At 47.1% G+C, this 21,853-nt stretch carries 20 protein-coding genes; 17 read left to right on the top strand and 3 right to left on the bottom strand.

The features are described from left to right. Positions 1-2 precede the first annotated feature (2 nt). Genes V7S65_RS13050 through V7S65_RS13040 form a run of 3 tightly spaced genes read left to right on the top strand, consistent with a single transcriptional unit; the run spans position 3 to position 3,314 of the window. Positions 3-701, top strand: coding sequence for a DUF4843 domain-containing protein (locus V7S65_RS13050; RefSeq protein WP_079470300.1), 699 nt, complete (start codon positions 3-5; stop codon positions 699-701). Between the two features lie 36 nt (positions 702-737). Next, positions 738-2,192: a PKD-like family lipoprotein gene (locus tag V7S65_RS13045; protein WP_336386841.1), complete on the top strand. Its 1,455-nt coding sequence runs from the start codon at positions 738-740 to the stop codon at positions 2,190-2,192. 21 nt (positions 2,193-2,213) lie between these two features. Next, entirely contained in the window at positions 2,214-3,314 is a 1,101-nt protein-coding gene (locus V7S65_RS13040; RefSeq protein ID WP_336386842.1) for a TlpA disulfide reductase family protein, read from the top strand. 55 nt (positions 3,315-3,369) lie between these two features. On the opposite strand, the gene V7S65_RS13035 is transcribed toward V7S65_RS13040, so the two are convergent. Beyond that, positions 3,370-4,320 (bottom strand): DUF3829 domain-containing protein, encoded by a 951-nt coding sequence (locus V7S65_RS13035; protein WP_111577627.1) that lies wholly within the window; start codon positions 4,318-4,320, stop codon positions 3,370-3,372. Positions 4,321-4,492: 172 nt separating this feature from the next. On the opposite strand from V7S65_RS13035, the gene V7S65_RS13030 reads away from it, so the two are divergent. After that, positions 4,493-5,593, top strand: a complete 1,101-nt coding sequence (locus tag V7S65_RS13030) for a T9SS type B sorting domain-containing protein (protein WP_336386843.1) — start codon at positions 4,493-4,495, stop codon at positions 5,591-5,593. On the opposite strand, the gene V7S65_RS13025 is transcribed toward V7S65_RS13030, so the two are convergent. After that, positions 5,590-6,306 carry a sensor histidine kinase gene (locus V7S65_RS13025; protein WP_111577625.1) on the bottom strand — a complete coding sequence of 239 codons (717 nt, stop codon included), beginning with the start codon at positions 6,304-6,306 and terminating at the stop codon, positions 5,590-5,592. The two genes, V7S65_RS13030 and V7S65_RS13025, sit on opposite strands and share 4 nt — an antisense overlap. Positions 6,307-6,641: 335 nt before the next feature. On the opposite strand from V7S65_RS13025, the gene V7S65_RS13020 reads away from it, so the two are divergent. Then, positions 6,642-7,328: a response regulator transcription factor gene (locus V7S65_RS13020; RefSeq protein WP_111577624.1), complete on the top strand. Its 687-nt coding sequence runs from the start codon at positions 6,642-6,644 to the stop codon at positions 7,326-7,328. A 65-nt stretch (positions 7,329-7,393) separates the two neighbouring features. Here V7S65_RS13020 and V7S65_RS13015 read toward each other — a convergent pair whose 3' ends face one another. Further along, positions 7,394-7,573 carry a hypothetical protein gene (locus V7S65_RS13015; RefSeq protein WP_168771290.1) on the bottom strand — a complete coding sequence of 60 codons (180 nt, stop codon included), beginning with the start codon at positions 7,571-7,573 and terminating at the stop codon, positions 7,394-7,396. Here V7S65_RS13015 and V7S65_RS13010 point away from each other — a divergent pair. The 12 genes from V7S65_RS13010 to V7S65_RS12955 all read left to right on the top strand — a co-directional run bounded on the left by V7S65_RS13010 (position 7,563) and on the right by V7S65_RS12955 (position 21,851). Next, complete coding sequence (locus V7S65_RS13010; protein ID WP_227024486.1) at positions 7,563-8,297, top strand: polysaccharide biosynthesis/export family protein; 735 nt, start codon at positions 7,563-7,565, stop codon at positions 8,295-8,297. The two genes, V7S65_RS13015 and V7S65_RS13010, sit on opposite strands and share 11 nt — an antisense overlap. A gap of 3 nt (positions 8,298-8,300) precedes the next feature. Beyond that, positions 8,301-10,652 (top strand): GumC family protein, encoded by a 2,352-nt coding sequence (locus V7S65_RS13005; protein WP_336386844.1) that lies wholly within the window; start codon positions 8,301-8,303, stop codon positions 10,650-10,652. A 107-nt stretch (positions 10,653-10,759) separates the two neighbouring features. Then, a complete protein-coding gene (locus V7S65_RS13000) occupies positions 10,760-11,269 on the top strand; it encodes a transcription termination/antitermination NusG family protein (protein WP_079470291.1) in 510 nt (169 codons plus the stop codon). 18 nt (positions 11,270-11,287) lie between these two features. Further along, positions 11,288-12,310 carry a mannose-1-phosphate guanylyltransferase gene (locus V7S65_RS12995; protein WP_079470290.1) on the top strand — a complete coding sequence of 341 codons (1,023 nt, stop codon included), beginning with the start codon at positions 11,288-11,290 and terminating at the stop codon, positions 12,308-12,310. 25 nt (positions 12,311-12,335) lie between these two features. Then, on the top strand, positions 12,336-13,280 hold the full coding sequence (gene fcl / locus V7S65_RS12990) for a GDP-L-fucose synthase (protein ID WP_079470289.1): 945 nt from the start codon (positions 12,336-12,338) through the stop codon (positions 13,278-13,280). Positions 13,281-13,291: 11 nt separating this feature from the next. Beyond that, positions 13,292-14,638 carry a UDP-glucose dehydrogenase family protein gene (locus V7S65_RS12985; protein WP_336386845.1) on the top strand — a complete coding sequence of 449 codons (1,347 nt, stop codon included), beginning with the start codon at positions 13,292-13,294 and terminating at the stop codon, positions 14,636-14,638. Positions 14,639-14,670: 32 nt separating this feature from the next. Beyond that, on the top strand, positions 14,671-15,768 hold the full coding sequence (gene gmd, locus V7S65_RS12980; RefSeq protein ID WP_079470287.1) for a GDP-mannose 4,6-dehydratase: 1,098 nt from the start codon (positions 14,671-14,673) through the stop codon (positions 15,766-15,768). A 10-nt stretch (positions 15,769-15,778) separates the two neighbouring features. After that, complete coding sequence (locus V7S65_RS12975) at positions 15,779-17,332, top strand: lipopolysaccharide biosynthesis protein (RefSeq protein ID WP_111577621.1); 1,554 nt, start codon at positions 15,779-15,781, stop codon at positions 17,330-17,332. A 3-nt stretch (positions 17,333-17,335) separates the two neighbouring features. Further along, on the top strand, positions 17,336-18,490 hold the full coding sequence (locus V7S65_RS12970; RefSeq protein WP_111577620.1) for a glycosyltransferase family 4 protein: 1,155 nt from the start codon (positions 17,336-17,338) through the stop codon (positions 18,488-18,490). After that, a complete protein-coding gene (locus tag V7S65_RS12965; RefSeq protein WP_111577619.1) occupies positions 18,483-19,748 on the top strand; it encodes a hypothetical protein in 1,266 nt (421 codons plus the stop codon). Before V7S65_RS12970 ends, V7S65_RS12965 begins: the two co-directional genes overlap by 8 nt. Positions 19,749-19,767: 19 nt before the next feature. Next, positions 19,768-20,913, top strand: coding sequence for a glycosyltransferase family 4 protein (locus V7S65_RS12960; RefSeq protein WP_079470283.1), 1,146 nt, complete (start codon positions 19,768-19,770; stop codon positions 20,911-20,913). A gap of 11 nt (positions 20,914-20,924) precedes the next feature. Beyond that, entirely contained in the window at positions 20,925-21,851 is a 927-nt protein-coding gene (locus tag V7S65_RS12955; RefSeq protein WP_079470282.1) for a polysaccharide pyruvyl transferase family protein, read from the top strand. Positions 21,852-21,853: the final 2 nt, after the last annotated feature.

Here is a 21,853-nt window from a genome sequence, read left to right as displayed (position 1 = left end):
ACATGAAGAATATTAACCGGCTGATAGCAACAGCCATATTATACCTGCTGATAAGTGCATGTGGCAAGGAAGAGCGGCTGATGTACAAAGAACCGCCTGCTATCTACTTCTCCCGGGATTTCGTATTGCCCGACAGTATCAATTACACATTTGTGGTAAAACCAGATACCGTATTGAGAGATACCGTGTACCTCAATATCCGGATCACCGGGCTGGCCACCGATGCCGACAGGAAATTTAACCTGGTAATAGCAGACAGCTCTACCGCCGTGAAAGGAAAACATTTTGATATAGGCCCTGCCGTTATAAAAGCAGGTGAATATGCTATAAAGTTCCCGGTATACCTTTTCCGTACTCCGGATATGAAAGATAAAGTGTTCTCTGTTTATTTTCGTATAGCCTCTTCCGATGACTTTGCTGCAGGATTCGCCAACAGCCTTAAATACCAGATAAGGATAACGGATATGCTGCTGAAGCCCGCCGATTGGAGCGATTTCTTCTACGGCGCCTATTCACTCACCAAGCATCAGTTCATGGTATCGCGGTTAGGTACCACCGCTATCACAATGGGAACAGGCGCGCAATTCTCGGAGATCATGTCTATCCTGCAAAAGATGCGTGTAGAACTGATCAGGTACGAAAATACAAACGGACCGCTGATAGATGAAAATGGCAACCGGGTTACTTTTCCTGCTATTTAATCTGCATTCTTATTTCTTTATCCTAAAAGTTGCAATATGAAATTGTCAGTATATAATTGGTTATGTGTTTTAATGCTGGTAATGCTTACGCTGTCCGGTTGCCTGAAAGACAAGAGCAATAAAGATATTATTCCTATTAATGTGCTGAGTATCTCTGATACCACCGCAGTAGATGCCGTACTGCAGTTTGATACATTAACCGTGAGGCCCGATATTAAAGAAGCAGTACCGGGAGACAAAGATGGACTGGTATATGAATGGAGCATCCACCAGAATGATTCTGAAGATGCTTACCCGGTATATATCCTGGACAGCACCCGTTACCTTCACCAGGCTATCCGTGTGAAACCTGGCATTTACAGGCTCATTTATAAAGTAACCGTGAAAGCCTCCGGTGTTTCTTACTTTAAGTTCTTCAACCTGAAAGTCATTAACCGCTTCAGCGAAGGATGGCTGGTAATGGAAGATGTAGCCGGTAAAACAGATATGAGCATCATCCTGAACACAGATACCTCCTTCCATCATATTTTCACAGAACTGAATAAAGACTATGTACTGAATGCACCGGTGGAGGTAGCTACCACTAACTTTTATGGCGCTAAATCGGTGTGGATGTTTGGCGCTGATAACGCCATAGAACTGGAGTATACAGAAATGACAAAACTCACAGACTACACCAGTTGGTTCTGGGAAACACCGCCAGTGTTTCATCCGCAAAAGTTCAGGCAAATCGATGACGGGACGAATATCATGATTAACGATGGTCTTCTGAATGTACGTGTTGCCGGAGGTTTTCCGGGAGATGTAAAATATATGAATACACTTCCTTTCCCGGGAGGCAAAGGCGATAACTATTATTTTTCTTCTTATGTAGGGGTCGGTCCGCAACCCTACACCGGTGAAAAAACACCTTATTCCGCTATCTTTTTTGATACAAAAAGCAAAGGCTTTGTATACCTGTCGGGTGCTTCCCTGATCCCTTCCCTGGTGGCTTTCAGCGCACCGGAGCCGGGTAGTTACTTTGATATGCGTAACATCGGGATGGATCTCCTTGCAATGGACCAGGGAAATGCGCCTTTCCTGAATAACGCTATCTTTAAGGATAACAGTAATTATTATTTATATCAGATAGATGGCAATCGCTCGGACCCCACCGTCGGAAAAAAACTGATTACGGGTGATGCACCTGAACTGGCTGCCTTCACTAAAATGACCAGCTCCAAAAAATTACAGCAGATCTATTTTCTCGTTAATGGCAACATCTACCTGTATGATATTCCTTCTGGCAAAGCAAGGGCCATTAAGGCCATTGCAGCAGGAGAGCAGGTGACTTACTTCCAATGTACCGGCGACGATGTAATGGTAGGCACCTGGAACGGTACGGAGGGAAAATTGTACCGCTACAGGATCAGTCCCCTGGGCGATTTCCAGAATGTAAAGGTATTCACAGGTTTTGGCAAAATTGTAAGCATGACCTATAAAGCAGCATAACCATCAAAACCCACTATTAATATGAAGAAATCAATCGCCTTGTTGGCAGCCACTATTGGTATACTGCCGGTACAGGCACAGAACGGTAAAGGCTATACGATTAATGGCGTTATCCACGGAGAGGACACCGGTAAAGTATACCTGAATACTTTTATGCTGCCCGGTCATGAGCCGGATTCCACTGTGCTGAAGAACGGGAAATTTACGTTTAAAGGAAAGGTGGGCTCACCGCAATTGTATTCGATATGGACGGCCGCTTCAAAATATAATGGGATATCGTTTTTCCTGGAAAACAACACTATCACCATTACCGCCTATAAGGATTCTATGGGCGCCGCAAAAATAACCGGTTCGGCAAATCAGCCTTTATACACCGGATGGTTGGAAACATGGGAAGCAATACGGCAGAAGGCAGGCAAATTATATCAGCGTTCGGATGCGGCAGAGAAAAGCAAAGACAGTGTGGAGAAAAAGGCCGTAACAGCCGGATTTGCTGATCTGGATAAAGAACTGGATAGCGCTGTTACCGCTTTTGTAAAGCGTTATCCCGGTTCGCCAATGGCCGCATTTGTGATCGTGGACAGGTATATCAATTATTCTTATCCGGAAAAAGCGGCGGCTGCCTATAAACTGCTGACCGATGCGGCAAAGAAAACAGACTACGGCCTGGCCATCAAAGCCTCGATGGCTAAACACGCTAAAATGAGCGTGGGCGCCCGTCCGGCAATGTCGCTGCCCGATAGCACCGGTAAGCTGGTGAAGTTGACCGACTTTAAAGGGAAGATAGTACTGGTGGATTTCTGGGCCAGCTGGTGTGGGCCCTGCCGTGCAGAAAATCCCAACGTAGTAAAAGCATATCAGCGCTTCCATGATCAGGGTTTTGATATTCTCGGTGTATCACTGGATACTGATAAAAAAGCCTGGCTGAAAGCGGTAGGTAAAGACGGACTAACGTGGACGCACGTATCAGATTTGAAAGGCTGGAAAAGTACTCCAGTATTGGAATTTGGTATTTCAGGCATTCCTGCCAACTTTATTGTTGACGGCAGTGGAAAAATAATCGCACAGAATTTACGCGGAGAAGAATTAGAGAAGAAGCTGGAAGAAGTATTTAAGAAATAGTTACTGCTAAGACAAATGGGTAGATATCCACGCTGGATATCTACCCATTGTTATTTTATTTTGTGAAGCTGTTGTACCTGCCAATCATGGTATCGAGCGCGCTGTCGAGGCTTTCGAGCTGACTGTCGGTCATTTCGCCTTTTTCCCTGGCGTCACGCATGATCCTTTTTGCTGTCAGCAGGAACTGATGGAAGCTGTCGTAGAAGTTCTTGTAGTATCCGTCTTTGCTTTCTTTTGCCGCGTTGGCCATATCTATGCCGGCATGCGCTGCCTGGCTTTTTTCCAATGCATCATAGGCCGCCTGTGCTTTGTCGCTGATCTTTGCGAAGTCTGCACCGCCTTCTCCCAGCAGGTTAATGTAATCGCGTACCGACTGCATATCTGCTTTCATAGCCAGTACATATTCTTTTATGGGGCTGTCTTTCAGAATGATCGCCTCACTGGCATCTGCTACTTCACTTACTCTTTTCATCAGGACGGCTTTCTGTTCAAAAAATACCTGGGCGTTGTTGCGGATAGAATCTGCCAGTGCCAGGCCCTTTGCGCCTTTGTCGTCTTTATAGTCCTGTGCTTTCAGGTAATCATCCAGTTGGGTGTAAGTAGTTTTTAACTTGTCGAACGAGCCTTTAAAGCTGGCTACCTTTTCTTTAAAAAACTGTTGATCTGCCTTATTTAAGGCATCTACCGGTTCTTCCACTTTCACCTTTCCATGACTGATCATACTGATCATAATGGGTTTGATGATACTGCTGAGGAAGGCAGGATTGCCGTTGCGAGACAGCAATTCGGTTACACGGTCGGCGTTATTAACCAGCCGCTCTACGTAGTCGGAATTTTTGTTAGACAGGTCTACAATCAGGTTGGTGTACTCAATTACGTCATTTGCCGAAGATGCAGATTTATCTTCGTACGCTGCGTTGCTGTCTTTTTTACCAGTTTCATTACATGACACAAACGTGGTGAGAAGGGCGGTTCCCAGGGCTAAGTACAGTACGGATCTTTTCATGATAAGTGTTTTTCGGATTAAACGATGGCACAATCGCGTGCCGGGGCTTTTTCGTGGGCAAAGATATTTTTTCAGGCAAACAAAACAAAAGAAAAGTAGGAAGACAAACTACTCGTATAAGTATATGTCATCATCTATATAACCGGTAATTTTAATGCGGTAAATGAGCGGCATGTTTTCAGATCTCACAGTTATATACGGAATACTATGCTGCTGGCTGTTTTTGGCTGTGTGCGCCCCGGCGGAGGCGCAGCAGATACCCTTAAGTAACCCTTCACTGGAAGGCCGTACCGGGAAAGGTTTGGTTCCTGCAGGCTGGATGGTAGCTAATGGTACGCCGGATACACAGCCGGGCGTTTTTGAGATCCTGCTGGCTCCTTCGGCAGGTAATAGTTATATAGGTGTGCATAGTGGAAAAGGATTCCTGGAAGGTATTGCCCAGAAGTTGTCTGCCCCGTTAAAACAGGACAGCACTTATATATTGAGCTTCGACCTGGCCTTTACACTTTACTATTTATACCCGGCCTGTTATGGCAACCTGGCAATCTTCGGAGGTAATGCACCGGGAGATACTGCTGAGTTGTTATGGTCGTCCGGTAATTTTATCCATGAAAACTGGAAACGTTATCATGCCATATTCAGGCCGCACCGCAGCCATGCTTATATTTCGTTCTGGGCTTACCCAACAACGCCCTGCAACAAAAGTATGTATGGAATAGCGTTGCTGATGGACAATCTTTCTGCCATTGATCCGCTGATACCGCCTGCGGTGCAGGCCAGTGTAAAGCCCTGCAGCTGCGGGGAAGTAGCCGATGGCCGCATTATGCTGCACGTAACCGGCGGCGCGGCGCCTTACCGGTACCGGCTGGATAACGGGCTGTGGCAAACAGACAGCGTGTTCCCCGGGCTTGCGGCGGGTACGCATATAGCGGAAATAATGGATGCACATGATTACAGCGCCGGTGTAACTGCTAAGGTGGAATCTCCCTGGAAAAACTGTACGGTGGTAATGCCGGGTGCTTTCAGTCCGAACAACGACGGGCTAAATGATTTGTTTCGTCCGAAAGTATACGACGTTATTCACGACTACCGGTTGCGGGTATACGACAGGTGGGGAGCTTTGGTGTTTATGAGCAATGCGCCCGAAGTGGGCTGGGACGGGAATTTTAAAGGCATGCCGGCGGGAGTGCAGGCGTATGTATACATATGTACGTATACGGATAGCCGTAGTGAACAGCATGTATTGAAAGGAACGGTGATGCTGCTCCGTTAATAATTAAAGGTAACCGAGAAGACAGAACCATTTTTACCGCTGGTTACGCTGATGTGTCCGTTGTTGGCGGCAACATACGATTTTACAATGGCCAGGCCCAGGCCGGTGCCCTCTTTGCTGCGGGCGTTTGTTGCCCGGAAAAAAGGAGTGAATAAAAAGCGTATATCCGCCTCCGGTATACCGATGCCATTGTCCTTTACTTTGATGCAGAGGTGGTTTTTCCGGAAATGCAGGCCCAGCAGTGGATCCCCGGAAGAATATTTAAACGCATTGCTGATGAGATTGGTGAGTATCCCCGCCAGGTGGCTTCTGTCGATATAGATATTACGCGGGCGTCCGGATACTTTGATGCGGAGTTCCCGCTGGTCGGCACGGTTGCTGAAATATTGCTGCCGGATCATACTGGCAAAAATGGGTAGGGCTGTTTCTTCCGGTTGTGTTACGGGGTTGCCGGCTACCATGCTGCCGGTAGCGAGGATGTCATCTACCATGCTGCTTAAAATGTCTATTTCTTCCTTAATGCGGGACAAATTGCGTTCGTAAAACGGTAACATCAATTCATCTCTCTGCATTTTGGTTTCCAGTAACTCTATGGAGGACGAGATGGCACTGATCGGTGTTTTAAATTCATGTGTAGCCATTGCAATAAAATCCGATCGCATTTCCAGTAATGATTTTTGGCCACCTGCATGCCTTTTGATATGGTTCAGCATACTCTTTTTTTGGTTGATTCTTAAATAAGGTTTCTATTTCGAAGGATATCGGGTTAGGAGCACAAATGGTTATGTACACAATATACGAAACTTATCTATATTTTTAAAAAAGTCCGTTTTGGTTACTTTTATTTAACATAGACTGTAAATTTATTTATATAGAATATATTATAATTTGTTTTATGAAGATGCCTTATTTTGTTTTTGTCTGTATATAAGCTGATAACATATGTGTAAAAAATCATACTAACCAGCTATCATTTTTCAGACTATATTTACTATCAGATTATTTTATTAAACCATATCATTTCGAGTACCATACCCCCCGTTTAGCCATGATCAACATTGGAATCATTGAAGACAACCATTTTCTGCTAAGTAATTACCGTGAATTCCTGGAAGACTTCCAGGAGTGTAAGGTTATGTTTGCCTGTAAATCGATAGAGGAATTCATGGCCTTACCCGTTACTTATCCTGATGTAAAAGTAATCCTGCTGGATATCACTTTACCTGGTATATCCGGTATTGAAGGGCTCCGCGAAGTAAGGCGGCTGTATCCCGACACAAAGGTGATTGTACTGTCTGGTCATGAAGAGCAGCAGTATATTATTGAAGCCATTAAAAACGGCGCAAGCGGCTATGTTATTAAATCCAGCCGTCTCAGCGATATCTATCAGTCGGTGATGGATACCGTGCAAAGCGGCGCTTCTTTATCTCCGCGCGCAGCACACCTGCTCATTACTCATATCAATAAGGATCCGCTGGAAAGCATCAAAGACAAGCTTACCCGCAGGGAGTATGAACTGGTGGCTTTGCTGAAGGAGGGTTACTCATATAAGGAAATGGCAGCCAAGCTGTTCGTGACAGTATTCACTGTGAACCAACATCTGAAAAAAGTATATTTTAAATTGAACGTTTCAACCAAATCTGAGTTAATCTCAAAAATTTTATCAAATAATTTATTCATCACTCTATTTTTTATCCTTATCCAAGTAAATTATTTAAATTTTAAATTTATTTGATATGTCGATGGCTGTGAGCGGTAACCTACTTTAATAAGTAAGGACACCATACCAATCATCCCAATTTATACTGTAGTGAGTAATTGAATACCACCCCGTTCTGAAGTAATATTGTATTGAGAGGAACGGTCAGTGTAAGTGATGATGTTAAATGCCATATCGATGATATTGAAAGCCTGCTTAACCTGGATAGGATTGGGATTGCTATGCTTAAGTTGTTTGTTTACTTCGTGCGTGTCAACCAAAAATGCTGTTTATTTCAATGATGTGAGAGATACGGTGCTATTACCATCAGATAGCAGTTTTGACCCTCGTATCCAAAAGAACGACATACTGCAGATTAATGTAAGCAGTCTTAATCCGGAGGATGTGATCATTTATAATGTATCCAACATGACCTCCGCTTCCGGCGCCGGTGGCGCCAACGCAGGAGCCGGCGCTATGCTGGGAGGATTCCTGGTAGACGAACAGGGATTTATACAGTACCCTGTACTGGGTCCCGTAAAAGTAACAGGCCTCACCAAAAAAGCACTTACCGTATACCTGCATGATCAGCTCATTGAACGAAAGCTCCTGGTAGATCCGGTGGTGAGCATACGGTTTCTTAACTACCGCGTAACCATACTGGGAGAGGTGAATAAACCAACTGTAGTAAACGTAACCAACGAAAAAATATCGGTCCTTGAAGCATTGGGAATGGCAGGGGATATAACGGTGTTCGGTAAACGAAATAATATCCTGTTGATCCGGGAGATAGACGGGCAGCGGATTATACGACGCATCGATCTGAACGACAAAAGTATCCTGAATTCTCCTTATTATTTTCTGCAACCCAATGATATCCTATATGTAGAACCCAATAAGTCAAAAGTAGCGACGGCTGATCGTTCGCGGCAGGTACTGCCAATTATTCTCAGCAGTCTCTCATTACTCGTTATTATCCTGGACCGGTTAGTTATTAATAATTAGGTTATGCAAAAAGTTAACGGACATAAAACCCAGCACACGGAAGCGCCTCAGAGTTTGCTTACTATCATCCGCTCCCGCTATCTGCCATACTGGCCTTTCTTTGCAGGAGCCGTAGTAATCGCACTGTTAGCAGCTTTCCTTTATCTCCGTTATGCCACTCCCCTGTATAAAATTTCCGGCGTGCTCCTGGTACAGGAAGCCACCAACGGACTCGGCGCCAGCGATATGCTGCAGTCGCTCGACCTGATGGGCGGCAGCAAAACGGTGATGGAAAACGAAATAGAAATCCTGAAATCACGTACCCTCACAAAAGAAGTGGTAAGGAACCTGAATCTTTATGGAGAAGTAATAGAAAAAGGAAAAATAAGAGACGTTGTACTTTATAAAGATAGCCCGGTGAAATTTACCTTCCTGGAACCGGAATCTATCCAGCTGGCTTCTACCGGCAACTGGCCTTTTACATACGATCCTGTACAAAAGCGTGTAGCCATCGACGGTAAAAAATATCCGCTGAACGATACCGTGCAAACACGCTGGGGAAAAATGCTCATCCAGGCAAAAGCCAGGCATACAGATACTACCGCCGGTTATGTACTGCATATCATGAATGAAAAAACCTGGATACAGATCATCCTTGGCACCATGAAAATTATGCCCGCCGCAAAAGCCGGCAGCGTAGTGGATCTTGAATACACCGATGCAGCGCCCGAACGCGGGGAAGATATTGTGAATGAACTGATCCGGGTATATAGCCAGGCCGCTGTGGAAGATAAGAACAGAACTTCTGCCAACACCATGCGCTTCGTGGAAGAACGCCTGCGTATTGTAAGTGCGGAACTGGGCCAGGCGGAAACGGAAGTGGAACACTTCAAAACTTCCCAGGGGATTGTAGACATCAGTGAACAAAGCAAAATATTCCTGGCAGGTGTGCAGGAGAACGACCGTAAGATCAGTGAAGCCAACATGCAGATCTCCGTACTGGATGCCATTGAAAGATATGTTACGAGCCAGAACCCGGGAGGCAATATTGTACCCGGTACATTAGGGCTTTCAGATCCGGTATTGCTGGAACTGGTGAGCAAGTTATCTGAAACAGAATTACAACTGGAAAGACTACGCAAAACCACCGGCGAAAACAGCCCGCTGCTGGCAAGTTTGAACCGGCAGGTAGAAAGGCTGAAACCCGCTATCATGGAAAATATCGGGAGCCTGCGCGCTAACCTGCAGGCCGGCTTAACACGCCTGCAGGCAGAAAACAGTCGCAACATGGGCATCATCCGCAGCGTACCCGGAAAAGAAAAAGCATTGCTGGAAGTAAGCAGGCAACAGGTGATCAAGAATAATATTTACACCTTCCTGCTGGAGAAAAGAGAAGAAACCGCACTGGCATACGCGGCTGCCGTGTCCGACAGCCGCGTGGTAGATGCGGGAGAAGCTGCAGCATATGCTTTCAGTCCGCAGAAGCCAATGGTATTCGGCATTTCAATACTCACAGCCCTTGCACTGGTAGCAGGATTTGTATCACTGAAAGATATGATGAACCGCGAAGTAATGTTCCGCGCAGATATTGAGAAAGTAACAACGGCGCCTATTGCAGCAGAAATAATGTACCACGACAGCAAAGATGCCATCGTGATGTCCAATAACAGCAGAACCGCCGTGGCAGAACAGTTCAGGGCATTAAGAACATCCCTGTCTTACATCGGTTTAAACGGCGATCGCAAAACATTACTGATCACTTCTTCCATATCCGGTGAAGGAAAAAGCTTTATATCCGTTAACCTGGCAATGAGCTTATCACTCGCAAAAAAGAAAGTAGTGTTGCTGGAATTTGACCTGAGGAAACCAATGGTCAGCAAAATGCTGAACATGCGCGCCGATCCGGGTATCAGCAACTATCTCGTTGGAAAAGCATCATTGCAGCAGATATTGCAACCCGTAGGAGACAATGAATACCTCTATCTGTTGTCCGCCGGTATTATGCCGCCAAACCCAAGTGAACTTATTCTGAATGGTGAACTGGAGCGATTACTGAATGAACTGAAAGAACGGTTCGATTACATTATCATCGACTCCGCCCCCGTTGGATTGGTAACCGATGCCCGCCTGATAGCGCCCTATTGCGATGCTACCCTGTATGTGGTACGTCATCAGCGGACCCCGAAACACTATCTTAAATTAATTGAAGAGTTGTATCAGAATAAAGAATTAGGAAAACTAAACATCGTGTTTAACGGTATCAAACGACAAGGTGTAGCAGGATACGGTTACGGATCCGGATATGGTGACATTAACGGATACGGATACACGGAAGTAACAAAGAAACCCGGATTATTCAGGCGCGGTGTAAAGTAACTGCCGCCAGCTATAGTCGAAATATAAATAAACAAAGGGCGAATAATGCCCGCTCCTGCCTTTATAAATTCTGCAAAAACTATCCGATCACCTTAAAACCGGCTTCTATGTTTAATGAACAGCCTCCGGTCTGGTATGCGGTATATACCCGGCCAAAATGCGAAAAAAAAGTGGCAGACCTTTTCACCCGTAAAAAGGTGGAACACTACGTTCCCGCTAAACCGTTGGTGCGTGCCCGTAAGATCATCCAGGAACCTCTTTTTCCATCCTACGTATTCGTACACATTCCTGAAAGCAGGAGCTGGGTGGTAAAAGAAACAGACAACGTGGTCAACTTCGTGTACTGGCTGGGACAACCGGCGGTGATACCGGATCACGAAATAGCACTCATCCGCCATTTTCTCCGTGATTATGAAGATGTATCTGTAGAAAAGTTTCCTATAAAAGCACAGGAAGAAGAGGATCGTCCTGCTTCGTCCGCCAGGATCTTACAGATCAGCCGTAACCGCGTGAAAGTGGAACTCAATAGCCTGGGCTGTATGCTTGTAGCAACCGTGCCATCCAGGGAAATGACGGTGATCACCGGCCATAAAACGGTGAACGGACATCATTACTGACCATAAACCAATCATCCTATGATGCAGCACATTCTTCTTTGCGGTGGCTCCGGCACCCGGTTATGGCCTTTGTCCAACCAACAAACGCCCAAGCAGTTACTCACCCTGTTCGACGGCTATAGTCTTTTACAACTTGCTTTCCGGCGCAACCGTTTTGCCTGTAACAAAGTAATGGCGATCGTCAATGAACAACAATCGGAAATTGTTCAGGAACAACTAATGCAGGCAGGTGCAGCGGCGCCGGTATGCCTGGCAGAACCGGTAGGCCGTAATACGGCTGCCGCCATTGCCCTCGCAGCCTTCACCGCAGAGCCGGAAACCATATTACTCATCACACCCGCCGATCACCTCATAGGTACGCCCGACCGGTACGCCATGGCTATTGAAACGGCCGGTCTGCTGGCTGCAGGCAACCATATCGTTACCATCGGCCTGGTGCCTACACGCCCGGATACGGGTTTCGGCTACATCAGCTACTCCGGTCATGATGTGCTCCGCTTTGTGGAAAAACCCGACCGCCCCGTGGCAGAAGCCATGCTGGCCGCCGGAGGATTTCTCTGGAACAGCGGCATCTTCTGTTGCAAAGCACGCATCATGCTGCAGGAACTGCAGAAACATGCACCTGCTATCTACGAAGCTGCTGCCATCGCCGCGGAAGAATGGAAACAAACCGGCGTGCTGTCGAAAGAAAGCATGGAAGCCATTCCATCAGACAGCATCGACTACGCGGTGCTGGAAAAGAGCAGCATCGTAAAAGTAGTGCCAAGCAAAATGGACTGGAGCGATGTAGGCAGCTATGAAGCACTGGCAGACGCACTTTCACAACATTACCAGTACAGGAATCACCAGGCGGTATTTATTCAAAGCGATCCCCATAAAAGTATGGTGATCGGGAAAGATAAACTGGTGGCACTGGTGGGCGTGGAAAATATGGTAGTGGTGAACACGGAAAGCGCACTGCTGATCATGCAAAAAGGAAGCGGACAGGATATTAAACAACTGCATCAATGGGTGAGGGAAAACCGCCCGGAACTGCTCTAAACATAAACACAATCAATCAACACGTATGGAGGCAAACGATCTTATATATGTAGCCGGCCACCGCGGAATGGTAGGAAGTGCTATTAAAAGGAGACTGGAAACATTAGGTTACCAGAACATTATTACCCGCACATCCGGCAGTCTGGATTTACGGAACGCTGCAGCAGTGGACGAATTTTTTGCGAAAGAAAAGCCGGCCTATGTATTCCTGGCAGCTGCCAAAGTAGGCGGCATACACGCTAATAATACTTACCGCGCGGAGTTCCTGTACGATAATCTCATGATTGCCGCCAATGTAATTCATTCGGCATGGAAACACAACGTTACCAAGTTGCAGTTCCTGGGGAGTTCCTGCATTTACCCGCGCATGGCGCCGCAGCCTATCAAAGAAAGCTTCTTACTGACAGGTTTACTGGAACAAACCAACGAACCTTACGCGATTGCAAAAATAGCCGGCATCAAATTATGCGAAGCTTACCGCGATCAGTATGGCTGCAACTTTACCAGCGTAATGCCCACTAACCTGTTTGGCATCGGCGATAATTATCACCCGGAAAATGCACACGTATTACCGGCGCTGATCCGCCGTTTTCATGAAGCGAAAGTGAATCAGAAGCCATCGGTAACCGTATGGGGCACGGGGATGCCTAAACGGGAATTTTTATTTGCAGATGACCTGGCAGATGCCTGCGTATTCCTCATGCAGCATTACAGCGAAAAGGAACCGGTGAACATCGGGATAGGAGAAGACCTCACCATTAAACAACTGGCAGAATATATCCGGGAAGTGGTTTGCTATGAAGGAGAAATCATTTTTGATGCTACCAAACCTGACGGCACGCCGCGTAAGCTGATGGATGTATCAAAACTGCACCGGCTGGGATGGAAACATAGCATCAGCCTGAAAGAAGGTCTGGTAATGGCTTACAGGGATTTTCTGCAACAGGATCAGTTCAAATTACAACCTTAAAAACCAGTGGTATGAAAGTAGTCATTGTAGGAACAGGATACGTTGGACTGGTTACCGGCGCCTGCCTGGCTGAAGTGGGAACCAGTGTTACCTGCGTTGATGTGGACGCAGCAAAGATAGCGCGGCTTCAGAAAGGGGTATTACCCATTTATGAACCCGGTTTGCCTGAAATGGTGATGCGTAATCAGGCGAGCGGCCGTCTTTCCTTCACTACCTCTCTGGCCAGCGCATTGCCCGGTGCAGAAGTAGTATTCATTGCCGTAGGCACACCACCGGGAGAAGATGGCAGCGCGGACCTGAAGTATGTATTACAGGTAGCGCATGAAGTAGGGCAGCACATGGAGCATTACCTCCTGCTGGTGACTAAAAGCACTGTGCCGGTTGGTACCGCCGCCCGTGTGAACCGTGCTGTAAAAGAAAGCCTGTCGGCCCGCCAGCTGATTATCGATTACGATGTTGCTTCCAACCCGGAGTTCCTGAAAGAAGGCGCTGCGGTAAATGATTTCCTGAAACCGGATCGTATAGTCGCCGGCGTGAGTACCACCCATGCCCGCGAAGTACTGGAACAATTATACCGCCCATTTGTGTTAAACGGACACCCGCTGCTTTTTATGGATATCGCCTCCGCGGAGATGACCAAGTACGCAGCCAATGCCATGCTGGCCACCAGGATCTCCTACATGAACGATATCGCCAACGTATGCACGCTGGTGGGTGCGGATATTAACCAGGTGCGAAAAGGCATCGGCAGCGATCCCCGCATCGGTAAACACTTCCTGTATCCAGGTATTGGCTACGGCGGTTCCTGTTTCCCGAAAGATGTAAAAGCCCTGATCCAAACCGGCCGCGAATACGGGTATCAGCTCCGCATCCTCGAAGCAGTGGAAGCAGTGAATGAAGACCAGAAGAAAATATTATCCGATAAAGTGCTCCGTCACTTCGACGGCGATATCAAAGGCCGCACGTTCGCCGTATGGGGATTGTCTTTCAAACCCAACACCGACGACATGCGGGAAGCACCTTCGCTGGTGCTGATCAACAGCCTGCTGGAAGCCGGCGCACAGGTTCGTGTATACGATCCCGTTGCAATGGAGGAAGCGCTTCACGTACTGGGCGACAGCGTTTTTTTTGCGGATGATATGTACGCCGCCGCCACCGGTGCAGATGCGGTGCTGCTGGTAACGGAATGGAATGCCTTCCGGATGCCCGACTGGCCACGCTTGCGCAGCCTGCTGCAAACACCACTGCTTTTTGATGGCAGGAATATTTATGATGACGTACAACTGGTAAAACACGGGTTCACTTATTACGGCATCGGCAATACCGCCGCTACCGCAGTAAATGCCCTTATGCAATAACTTATTTCTTTATCACTAAAAATAACGATCGTATGAAAGTAGCCCTGATAACAGGTATTACCGGCCAGGATGGCGCTTATCTGGCAGAACTGCTGCTGGGAAAGGGATATATGGTGCATGGTGTAAAACGCCGCGCTTCGCTGATCAACACAGAAAGAATTGATCACCTCTACCAGGATATGCACAGCGAAAATGTGCGCTTCCGTTTGCATTACGGCGACATGACCGACAGCACCAACCTCATACGCATTATACAGGAAACCCAACCGGATGAAATCTATAACCTGGCGGCCATGAGCCATGTACGGGTAAGTTTCGATACGCCCGAATACACTGCCAACGCCGACGGAATAGGCACACTGCGTCTCCTGGAAGCGCTGCGCATCCTGAAAATGGAAAAGAAAACACGCATCTACCAGGCCAGCACCTCCGAACTATATGGACTGGTACAGGAAGTGCCGCAACGTGAAACCACACCTTTCTACCCACGCAGTCCATACGCCGTGGCGAAATTATACGCTTACTGGATTACGGTGAACTACCGCGAGGCTTATGGTATGTACGCCTGTAACGGTATCCTCTTTAACCACGAAAGCCCGCTGCGCGGAGAAACCTTCGTAACCCGCAAAATCACCAGGGGCGCTGCTGCCATCGCACTCGGATTACAGGATAAACTGTACCTCGGTAACCTGGATGCACAACGCGACTGGGGCCATGCAAAAGATTATGTGGAAGCCATGTGGCGCATCCTGCAACAGGAAACACCGGACGACTATGTAATTGCCACCGGTATCACCACTACAGTAAGAGAGTTTGTACGCATGTCCTTTGCAGAACTGGGCATTGAAATCGCCTTCACCGGCACCGGCGCCGAAGAAATCGGAACAGTAGCTGCCTGCACAAATGAAGTATATGCGTTGCCGTTAGGTAAGCAGGTAGTAGCCATCGATCCGCGCTATTTCCGCCCTACGGAAGTGGAACTGCTGATAGGCGATCCTACCAAGTCCAAAACTGTACTGGGATGGGAACCGGCCTACGACCTGGCTGCACTGGTAAAGGAAATGATGGCCAGCGATGTGGCATTGTTTGCAAAGAAAGAAGTTACACAACTGGAACACTTAATCGGATAATTTAACCAACATGCAGGTAGCGAACAGGGTGATATTGAATACAGGAGCGCTTTACGGGCGAATGCTGATCACCGTTTTTATTTCCTTGTACGCCACCCGGCTGGTGCTCAACCTGCTGGGTGCGGCGGACTATGGATTGTTTAACCTGATCAGCGGGGTCATTGCCATGTTGTCTTTTCTGAACATGGCAATGACCATCAGCACGCAGCGGTATATGTCTTTTCACCTGGGCACCAAAGACGCACACAAATTAAAAGTAGTGTTTAACTCCAGCGTGCTGCTACACTTTGTACTGGGCCTGGCATTGGTGCTGCTGTTTGAAGTAATAGGCAGCTATCTTTTTGATCATGTGCTTAACTATCCTGCATCCCGCACCATGGCCGCCAAACTCATCTTTCAGTTCATGGTGGTCAGCGCATTCTTTACCATCATCTCTGTGCCTTATGATGCTACATTGATTGCACAGGAGAACATGGTAATGGTAGCTATACTGGGTATTGTGGAATCAGTAGGAAAGCTGCTGATCGCACTCAGCCTGCAATACACTTCGTACGACCGCCTCATTGTATACGGCGGACTCATGGCCTTGCTCACGGTATTACTGCTGGTATTCAAGCAGGTGTATTGCGCCGTGAAGTATGAGGAAAGCCGTATCCGCATCCGGCAGTATTTCGACAAAAATCTTTTGAAAGAGATGTTTGCCTATGCAGGTTGGAATATGTTTGGTGCCGGCAGCTTTGTGGCACGCAACCAGGGCATTGCGCTCCTGCTGAATGTTTTCTTCGGCACCATCGTAAACGCGGCTTATGGCATCGCCAACCAGGTAAATGCACAGCTCAGCTACTTTTCTGTTACCATGTTGCGGGCATTAAATCCGCAGATCATTAAAAGTGAAGGCAGCGGCGATCGACCGAGGATGCTGCGGCTGGCCATGATTGCCAGCAAGTTTTCCTTTTTCCTGCTGAGTTTTTTTGCCATCCCCATGATGATAGAAATGCCTTTTGTATTGCAATGCTGGCTGAAGCAGGTGCCTGATTTTACGGTGATGATGTGCCGCCTGATCATCATCGCTACGTTGATTAACCAGCTGTCGTCCGGTATACAGGTGGCGGTGCAGTCGGTAGGGAAAATAAGAAAGTACCAGGTAGTGGTGAGCACAATGGTGCTGTTCAATTTGCCCATTGCATGGTTGCTGCTGAAAGCCGGATACCCCGCAGCTACGGTATTGATCAGCGCAATCGCCATTGAAGTGGTAAGCGGCATCTATCGTATGATGGCAGCGAAAACTATCACGGGCTTGTCACCGGCAGTATTCACCCGGCAGGTGATCATCAAATCAATAGTGCCGGTACTGCTGGCAGCCGGACTGGCCTGTATCCCGCAGCTATTCATGGGCGAAGGGTTTGTGCGGTTGGGCGTTACCACCATAGTAAGTATCATCAGTATTGTGTTCCTCATCCGGCTCATTGGGCTAACTACCGATGAAACCGCGAAAGTGGAACAGTTACTCAACAGGATTTTCACAAAACTACAGGCACGGCTAGTGGTATTAAAAGCGAATTAAGATATGAACATTCTTTTCTTCACAGACATTTCTCCTTTCCCGCAAAACGGGGGAGAACGGATCAGGAGCTACTACCTGATCAAAGCTTTGTCGCAGCTCGGCTATGAGGTGATTGCTGTGGTACGGAATGTGGAGAAGGTAGACCTGCAAAAATACCATCTCCCTAACGTTACTTTTTATACTTATGAAGCAAAACCTTTTGACCTGCTGACCCGTATTACGGGTAAACAATACTTCCAGCGATCCGCCACCGTGATGAACATCTTTGAAGAGGTGTGCCGGGAATATCCTTTGGCAGCGGCTATCCTGGACTATGGCTATGTAGGTCATTATATTTCTTATTTCCAACAGAAACAGATCCCCGTTATCCTGGGTACTCACAACGCACAGCCCATGATCACGTGGCAGCTGCCTTCAAAAAGCATTGTGGATAAGCTGCGCAAGTGGCAGCTGTTCAGCATGGAGAAGCTGCATGAACGCATGTACTTTAACAAGGCCGCTGCTGTGCTGGTAGTGAGTGAAGATGATAATGCCTATCATACACGGTTCCTGCCTAAACAGAAAGTATTTACCGTTCCCAATTTCCTGGATGCAAAAGACTATCACTTCACCGGCAAGAAGCAACAGCGCGTACTGGTGATGACGGCTAACTTTGGCGTATATATGAATTTCGCCGGCCTTAAATGGTTTATCGAAAATGTGTGGGATGATGACCTGGCCGGAAAGTATGATCTGTGGCTGGTTGGTAGAGGTTCTAAGGAAGCGCTGAAACAAATTACCGGTAAAGAAGAGTACCGCAATATTGTGGCCTTTGGAAAAGTGGATGATGTGAAATGGTATATCTCCGTAGCCAGCGCCGTAATTATTCCGTTGGTGCATGGCAGTGGTACCCGCCTGAAATGCCTGGAAGCAATGGCGCTCAGCACGCCAATTATCAGCACCCGTAAAGGTGTGGAAGGCGTGAAGAGCCATCACTTTATTGTGTCTGATGAACCGGCGGCCTTTAAACAATCCTTACTGGCGTTTGATCCGGAAACAGATAAAGGCGCCAGGTTACGCGAAGATTTTTTACAGGAATACAGCCTGGATGTAAACCGGGAACGACTGCAGCAAATTGTTCACTACGCGGTACGCGGTAAAATACCTGCCTATGTTTAACCGGGTCAAAATAGCCATGTACACTTTGCTGAGTGGCGTAAATGTAGCACTGGTAGGCCAGTTGAAGCTCAATGAGATCATGGTGCTGCTGTCTACTCCCTTTGTATTTGACCTGCGGGATTTTAAAGCATATCCCATGTTCCGCAAGATCATTTTTGCATTGGTAGCGCTTTTTGTATTCCAGGCTATTACAGATCTGTTTGTTGTACATAGTTCATCAGAAAATTTCATGCGGGGTTGGGCGGCTATTATTATGTCTATCCTCTCTTTTATTTTTCTGTTTAAAACTTTGGAAGATGACCAGGCAATCTTCTTCTTCCTTTGCATGACCCTTATAAAAAATATTATCTGGACAGATGATAATGCAGACACGGATATGTCGTATTTCAAATTTAAAATGGTACCTATCCTGTCGTACGCTGTTTATATCTGTTCTTTCCTATTATATCGCAGGGGACAATGGAAAGCAGTGCTGGCGCTGCTATTAGGCTATAGCCTGTTGTGTTTTGCCCGCGACTCGCGCTCAACAGGCATGGTCTTTTTCCTCGGTGCTATCATCATCTACTGCTTTAACAGCGGCATGTACCTCACCCGCGACCGGTTGCTGGTATTTGGTATTGCAGGCGCTATCCTGTTCCAGTTTGCCTATGTATGTTATGTAAATGCCGTCATGAATCATGAAATAGGCGGAGATCATGCTTCGGAACAAATAGACCGGCTTGATAATCCTTACAACCCGTTATCACTGCTCATGACAGGCAGGGGCGAAACCTTTGCTGCTATGGCCGCTATTGCCGATGCGCCGTTGTTTGGTCATGGTTCCTGGGCAAAAGATGATAACCTGCAATATTACCGGATCCTGTTGTTGTACCAGAATGAAGAGATGAATGAACAACTGGCTACTTCAACAGATCACCTGATCCCCAGTCACTCGATCCTGCTGGGCGCCTGGGTAAACTGCGGACTGGGTGGATTTATTGCAGTATTGCTCATATTCATCTTCCTGCTGAGAATGGGTTTCTATCTCATCCGGAATGCAGCAGACACGGCCTTGTACCCGGTGTTGGTGCTCATGACGATTGGGGTGATATGGACCTTTCTTTTTTCTCCCATCCAGCAACTGAGATTTAATATACCCGCTATAGGCGCAGTGTTGTTACGCGCGTACTATGATTTTATGGAAGAAGCCAGCACCGGGGAAGTAGCGGTACAAACAAATGAAACGATTGATATGCTATCTCCCGAAGGGAAAATATAAACGGTAAAAAACATCAGCTATGAAAATATGCTTCATTACACTAGGGGATATTAAATTCATTGCCACCATGAAACGGGCCATAGGCATGGCCGGACCGTTGCTGTCGCTCGGCTGGGAGGTATCCATCATTGCACAGGACAGTGAAGAAAACCGCAAACGCATAGCAATGGAGTGCAGCGAAGCAGTGAAGGTATACTACTATCAGCCTGGCTCAGCAGGAGAAGAAGTAAAGGTTAAAACGGATCTGGTAAACCAGATTGCACCCGACTATGTGCTGTTCTGTTCCTTTAGTTTCCGTAACCGTATTTCCAAAAGTAAGCTCAACGTAAAACCGAAAATACTCATCGAACATTCGGAGCTGCCCTCCGGGATCCCCGATAATAAAGGCATCCGCAAGTTAGCTATGCTGGCGTTGGAATATTGGTCGGTGTTGTATGCAGATGGACTGCTGTGCGCCAGTAAGTATCTCTGTAACGTATATACGAAAAGAGCGGCTCAGTTGTTTCGCAAGCAGTTGCCCGTGTTATACTCGCCTTACGCATTCAACAACGATGTAATAGCATCACCGCGTATCCGTCTGAAAGAATTGCAGGATGCTTATGCAGGTAAAACCATGTTGATCTATATGGGTACGCTTACCCGCAACTATGGCCTCTTTACCATGTTACAGGCAATGGAGATGGTGAGTAAGGAAAGAAGTGATGTGGTGTTAATGCTGTTGGGTCAGGGAAGACATATGGCAGAAGCAAAAGCTTTTGTGAAAGAAAAACAGCTCGATGCACAGGTAGAATTCCTGGGCTATGCACCGGAAGAAGATCTCAGCTCCTGGTTTACTGCTGCTGATGCGTTTATTTCCCCGCTGAATGATACCGTGCAGGACTGGGCACGTTGCCCCAGCAAAATTTATATGTACCTGCCATTTGAAAAGCCGGTGTTTACCTGTGCTATTGGTGAGCCACTGGAAATATTCGGACAACAAGGATATTATTTCAATAACAATGCGCCGGCATCGCTGGCAGTATTGATCAGTAAACTGGCCAACGGCAGACTGGCGCCGGCAACGGTGAATAGCGAAGCCCACAGCTGGGAACGACGGGCAGTTGATTTTACAGCATGGATCAACAGTAACGATGCAGTAAAAGTATTACGTATTGCTAACCTGTAAATGACTACAACGTGAACTATGTGTATTATAAAGATCCCAAAGGCAATTTTGGTGATGACCTGAACGGTTGGCTCTGGCCCAAGTTATTTGGCGAAGGCAACATCAATGACCCGGAAGCGTTCCTGGGCATTGGCTCCATCCTGTTCGATGGCTCCCCGTTATTCAGGGATATACCGGACAAATGCAAGATCGTATTCGGCACAGGTGTAAGGCCCTCTCATCAAACCTTCAGCCTCAACAGCAGTTGGGATATCCGCTTCCTGCGTGGACCATTATCTGCCTATGCGTTTAATAACCAGTTCCCGTATATCGCAGATGCTGCTTATGCCATCCGCCAGCTGCCGGAGTTCGATAAATTCCTGAAGGTGAAAAAAAAGTATAAGGTGAGCGTGATCCCTTATTTTAAGTCAGTGCCGTTTTTCGATTGGGAAGCGCTCTGTAGTAAACTGGGCTATAATTATATCTCACCGCGGTCTGAAAAAGGTGTGGAGCATACCTTACAGGAAATCGCCGCATCGGAATATGTGATTGCAGAAGCCATGCACGGCGCTATCCTCGCCGATGCGCTACGCGTGCCCTGGCATCGCTTTATATTGTCTACCCCGCATACAGAAGGCAGCGGCGTGGCAGAATTTAAATGGATGGACTGGCAGGCGGCCATTCATCTGTATAATATCAATGCTACACCCGTGAAGCTTTACCGCAAGTCATTTCTTCATCAGAAAATTAAAACACTCTCCGGCAACCGTATCAGCGCGGAGTTTATGGCCAGGGATATCGTAAAAACAGACCTGCTGAAAACGCTGCAGGCGGTGAATGGTTTTTATTTATCTGAAGAAGATGTGATCAGGCGTATCGATAATAAAATTCATGATCAGACTTTTTTGTTGAGAAAGGAAAAGTGCATGGATAAATCATCTTTCATCACAACACATTAATA

Origin of the sequence: Chitinophaga sp. CCNWYY40 (genome assembly GCF_037483205.1) — a bacterium.
GTDB classification, from domain to species: Bacteria; Bacteroidota; Bacteroidia; order Chitinophagales; family Chitinophagaceae; genus Chitinophaga; species Chitinophaga ginsengisegetis.
This window is presented reverse-complemented; position numbering and strand designations above follow the sequence as displayed.

Excerpts from the sequence above, each read along its gene's own strand:
- V7S65_RS13050 (WP_079470300.1), top strand. The coding sequence starts at position 3 with ATGAAGAATATTAACCGGCTGATAGCAACAGCCATATTATACCTGCTG.
- V7S65_RS13045 (WP_336386841.1), top strand. The coding sequence starts at position 738 with ATGAAATTGTCAGTATATAATTGGTTATGTGTTTTAATGCTGGTAATG.
- V7S65_RS13040 (WP_336386842.1), top strand. The coding sequence starts at position 2,214 with ATGAAGAAATCAATCGCCTTGTTGGCAGCCACTATTGGTATACTGCCG.
- V7S65_RS13035 (WP_111577627.1), bottom strand. The coding sequence starts at position 4,320 with ATGAAAAGATCCGTACTGTACTTAGCCCTGGGAACCGCCCTTCTCACC.
- V7S65_RS13030 (WP_336386843.1), top strand. The coding sequence starts at position 4,493 with ATGTTTTCAGATCTCACAGTTATATACGGAATACTATGCTGCTGGCTG.
- V7S65_RS13025 (WP_111577625.1), bottom strand. The coding sequence starts at position 6,306 with ATGCTGAACCATATCAAAAGGCATGCAGGTGGCCAAAAATCATTACTG.
- V7S65_RS13020 (WP_111577624.1), top strand. The coding sequence starts at position 6,642 with ATGATCAACATTGGAATCATTGAAGACAACCATTTTCTGCTAAGTAAT.
- V7S65_RS13005 (WP_336386844.1), top strand. The coding sequence starts at position 8,301 with ATGCAAAAAGTTAACGGACATAAAACCCAGCACACGGAAGCGCCTCAG.
- V7S65_RS13000 (WP_079470291.1), top strand. The coding sequence starts at position 10,760 with ATGTTTAATGAACAGCCTCCGGTCTGGTATGCGGTATATACCCGGCCA.
- V7S65_RS12995 (WP_079470290.1), top strand. The coding sequence starts at position 11,288 with ATGATGCAGCACATTCTTCTTTGCGGTGGCTCCGGCACCCGGTTATGG.
- fcl (WP_079470289.1), top strand. The coding sequence starts at position 12,336 with ATGGAGGCAAACGATCTTATATATGTAGCCGGCCACCGCGGAATGGTA.
- V7S65_RS12985 (WP_336386845.1), top strand. The coding sequence starts at position 13,292 with ATGAAAGTAGTCATTGTAGGAACAGGATACGTTGGACTGGTTACCGGC.
- gmd (WP_079470287.1), top strand. The coding sequence starts at position 14,671 with ATGAAAGTAGCCCTGATAACAGGTATTACCGGCCAGGATGGCGCTTAT.
- V7S65_RS12975 (WP_111577621.1), top strand. The coding sequence starts at position 15,779 with ATGCAGGTAGCGAACAGGGTGATATTGAATACAGGAGCGCTTTACGGG.
- V7S65_RS12970 (WP_111577620.1), top strand. The coding sequence starts at position 17,336 with ATGAACATTCTTTTCTTCACAGACATTTCTCCTTTCCCGCAAAACGGG.
- V7S65_RS12965 (WP_111577619.1), top strand. The coding sequence starts at position 18,483 with ATGTTTAACCGGGTCAAAATAGCCATGTACACTTTGCTGAGTGGCGTA.
- V7S65_RS12960 (WP_079470283.1), top strand. The coding sequence starts at position 19,768 with ATGAAAATATGCTTCATTACACTAGGGGATATTAAATTCATTGCCACC.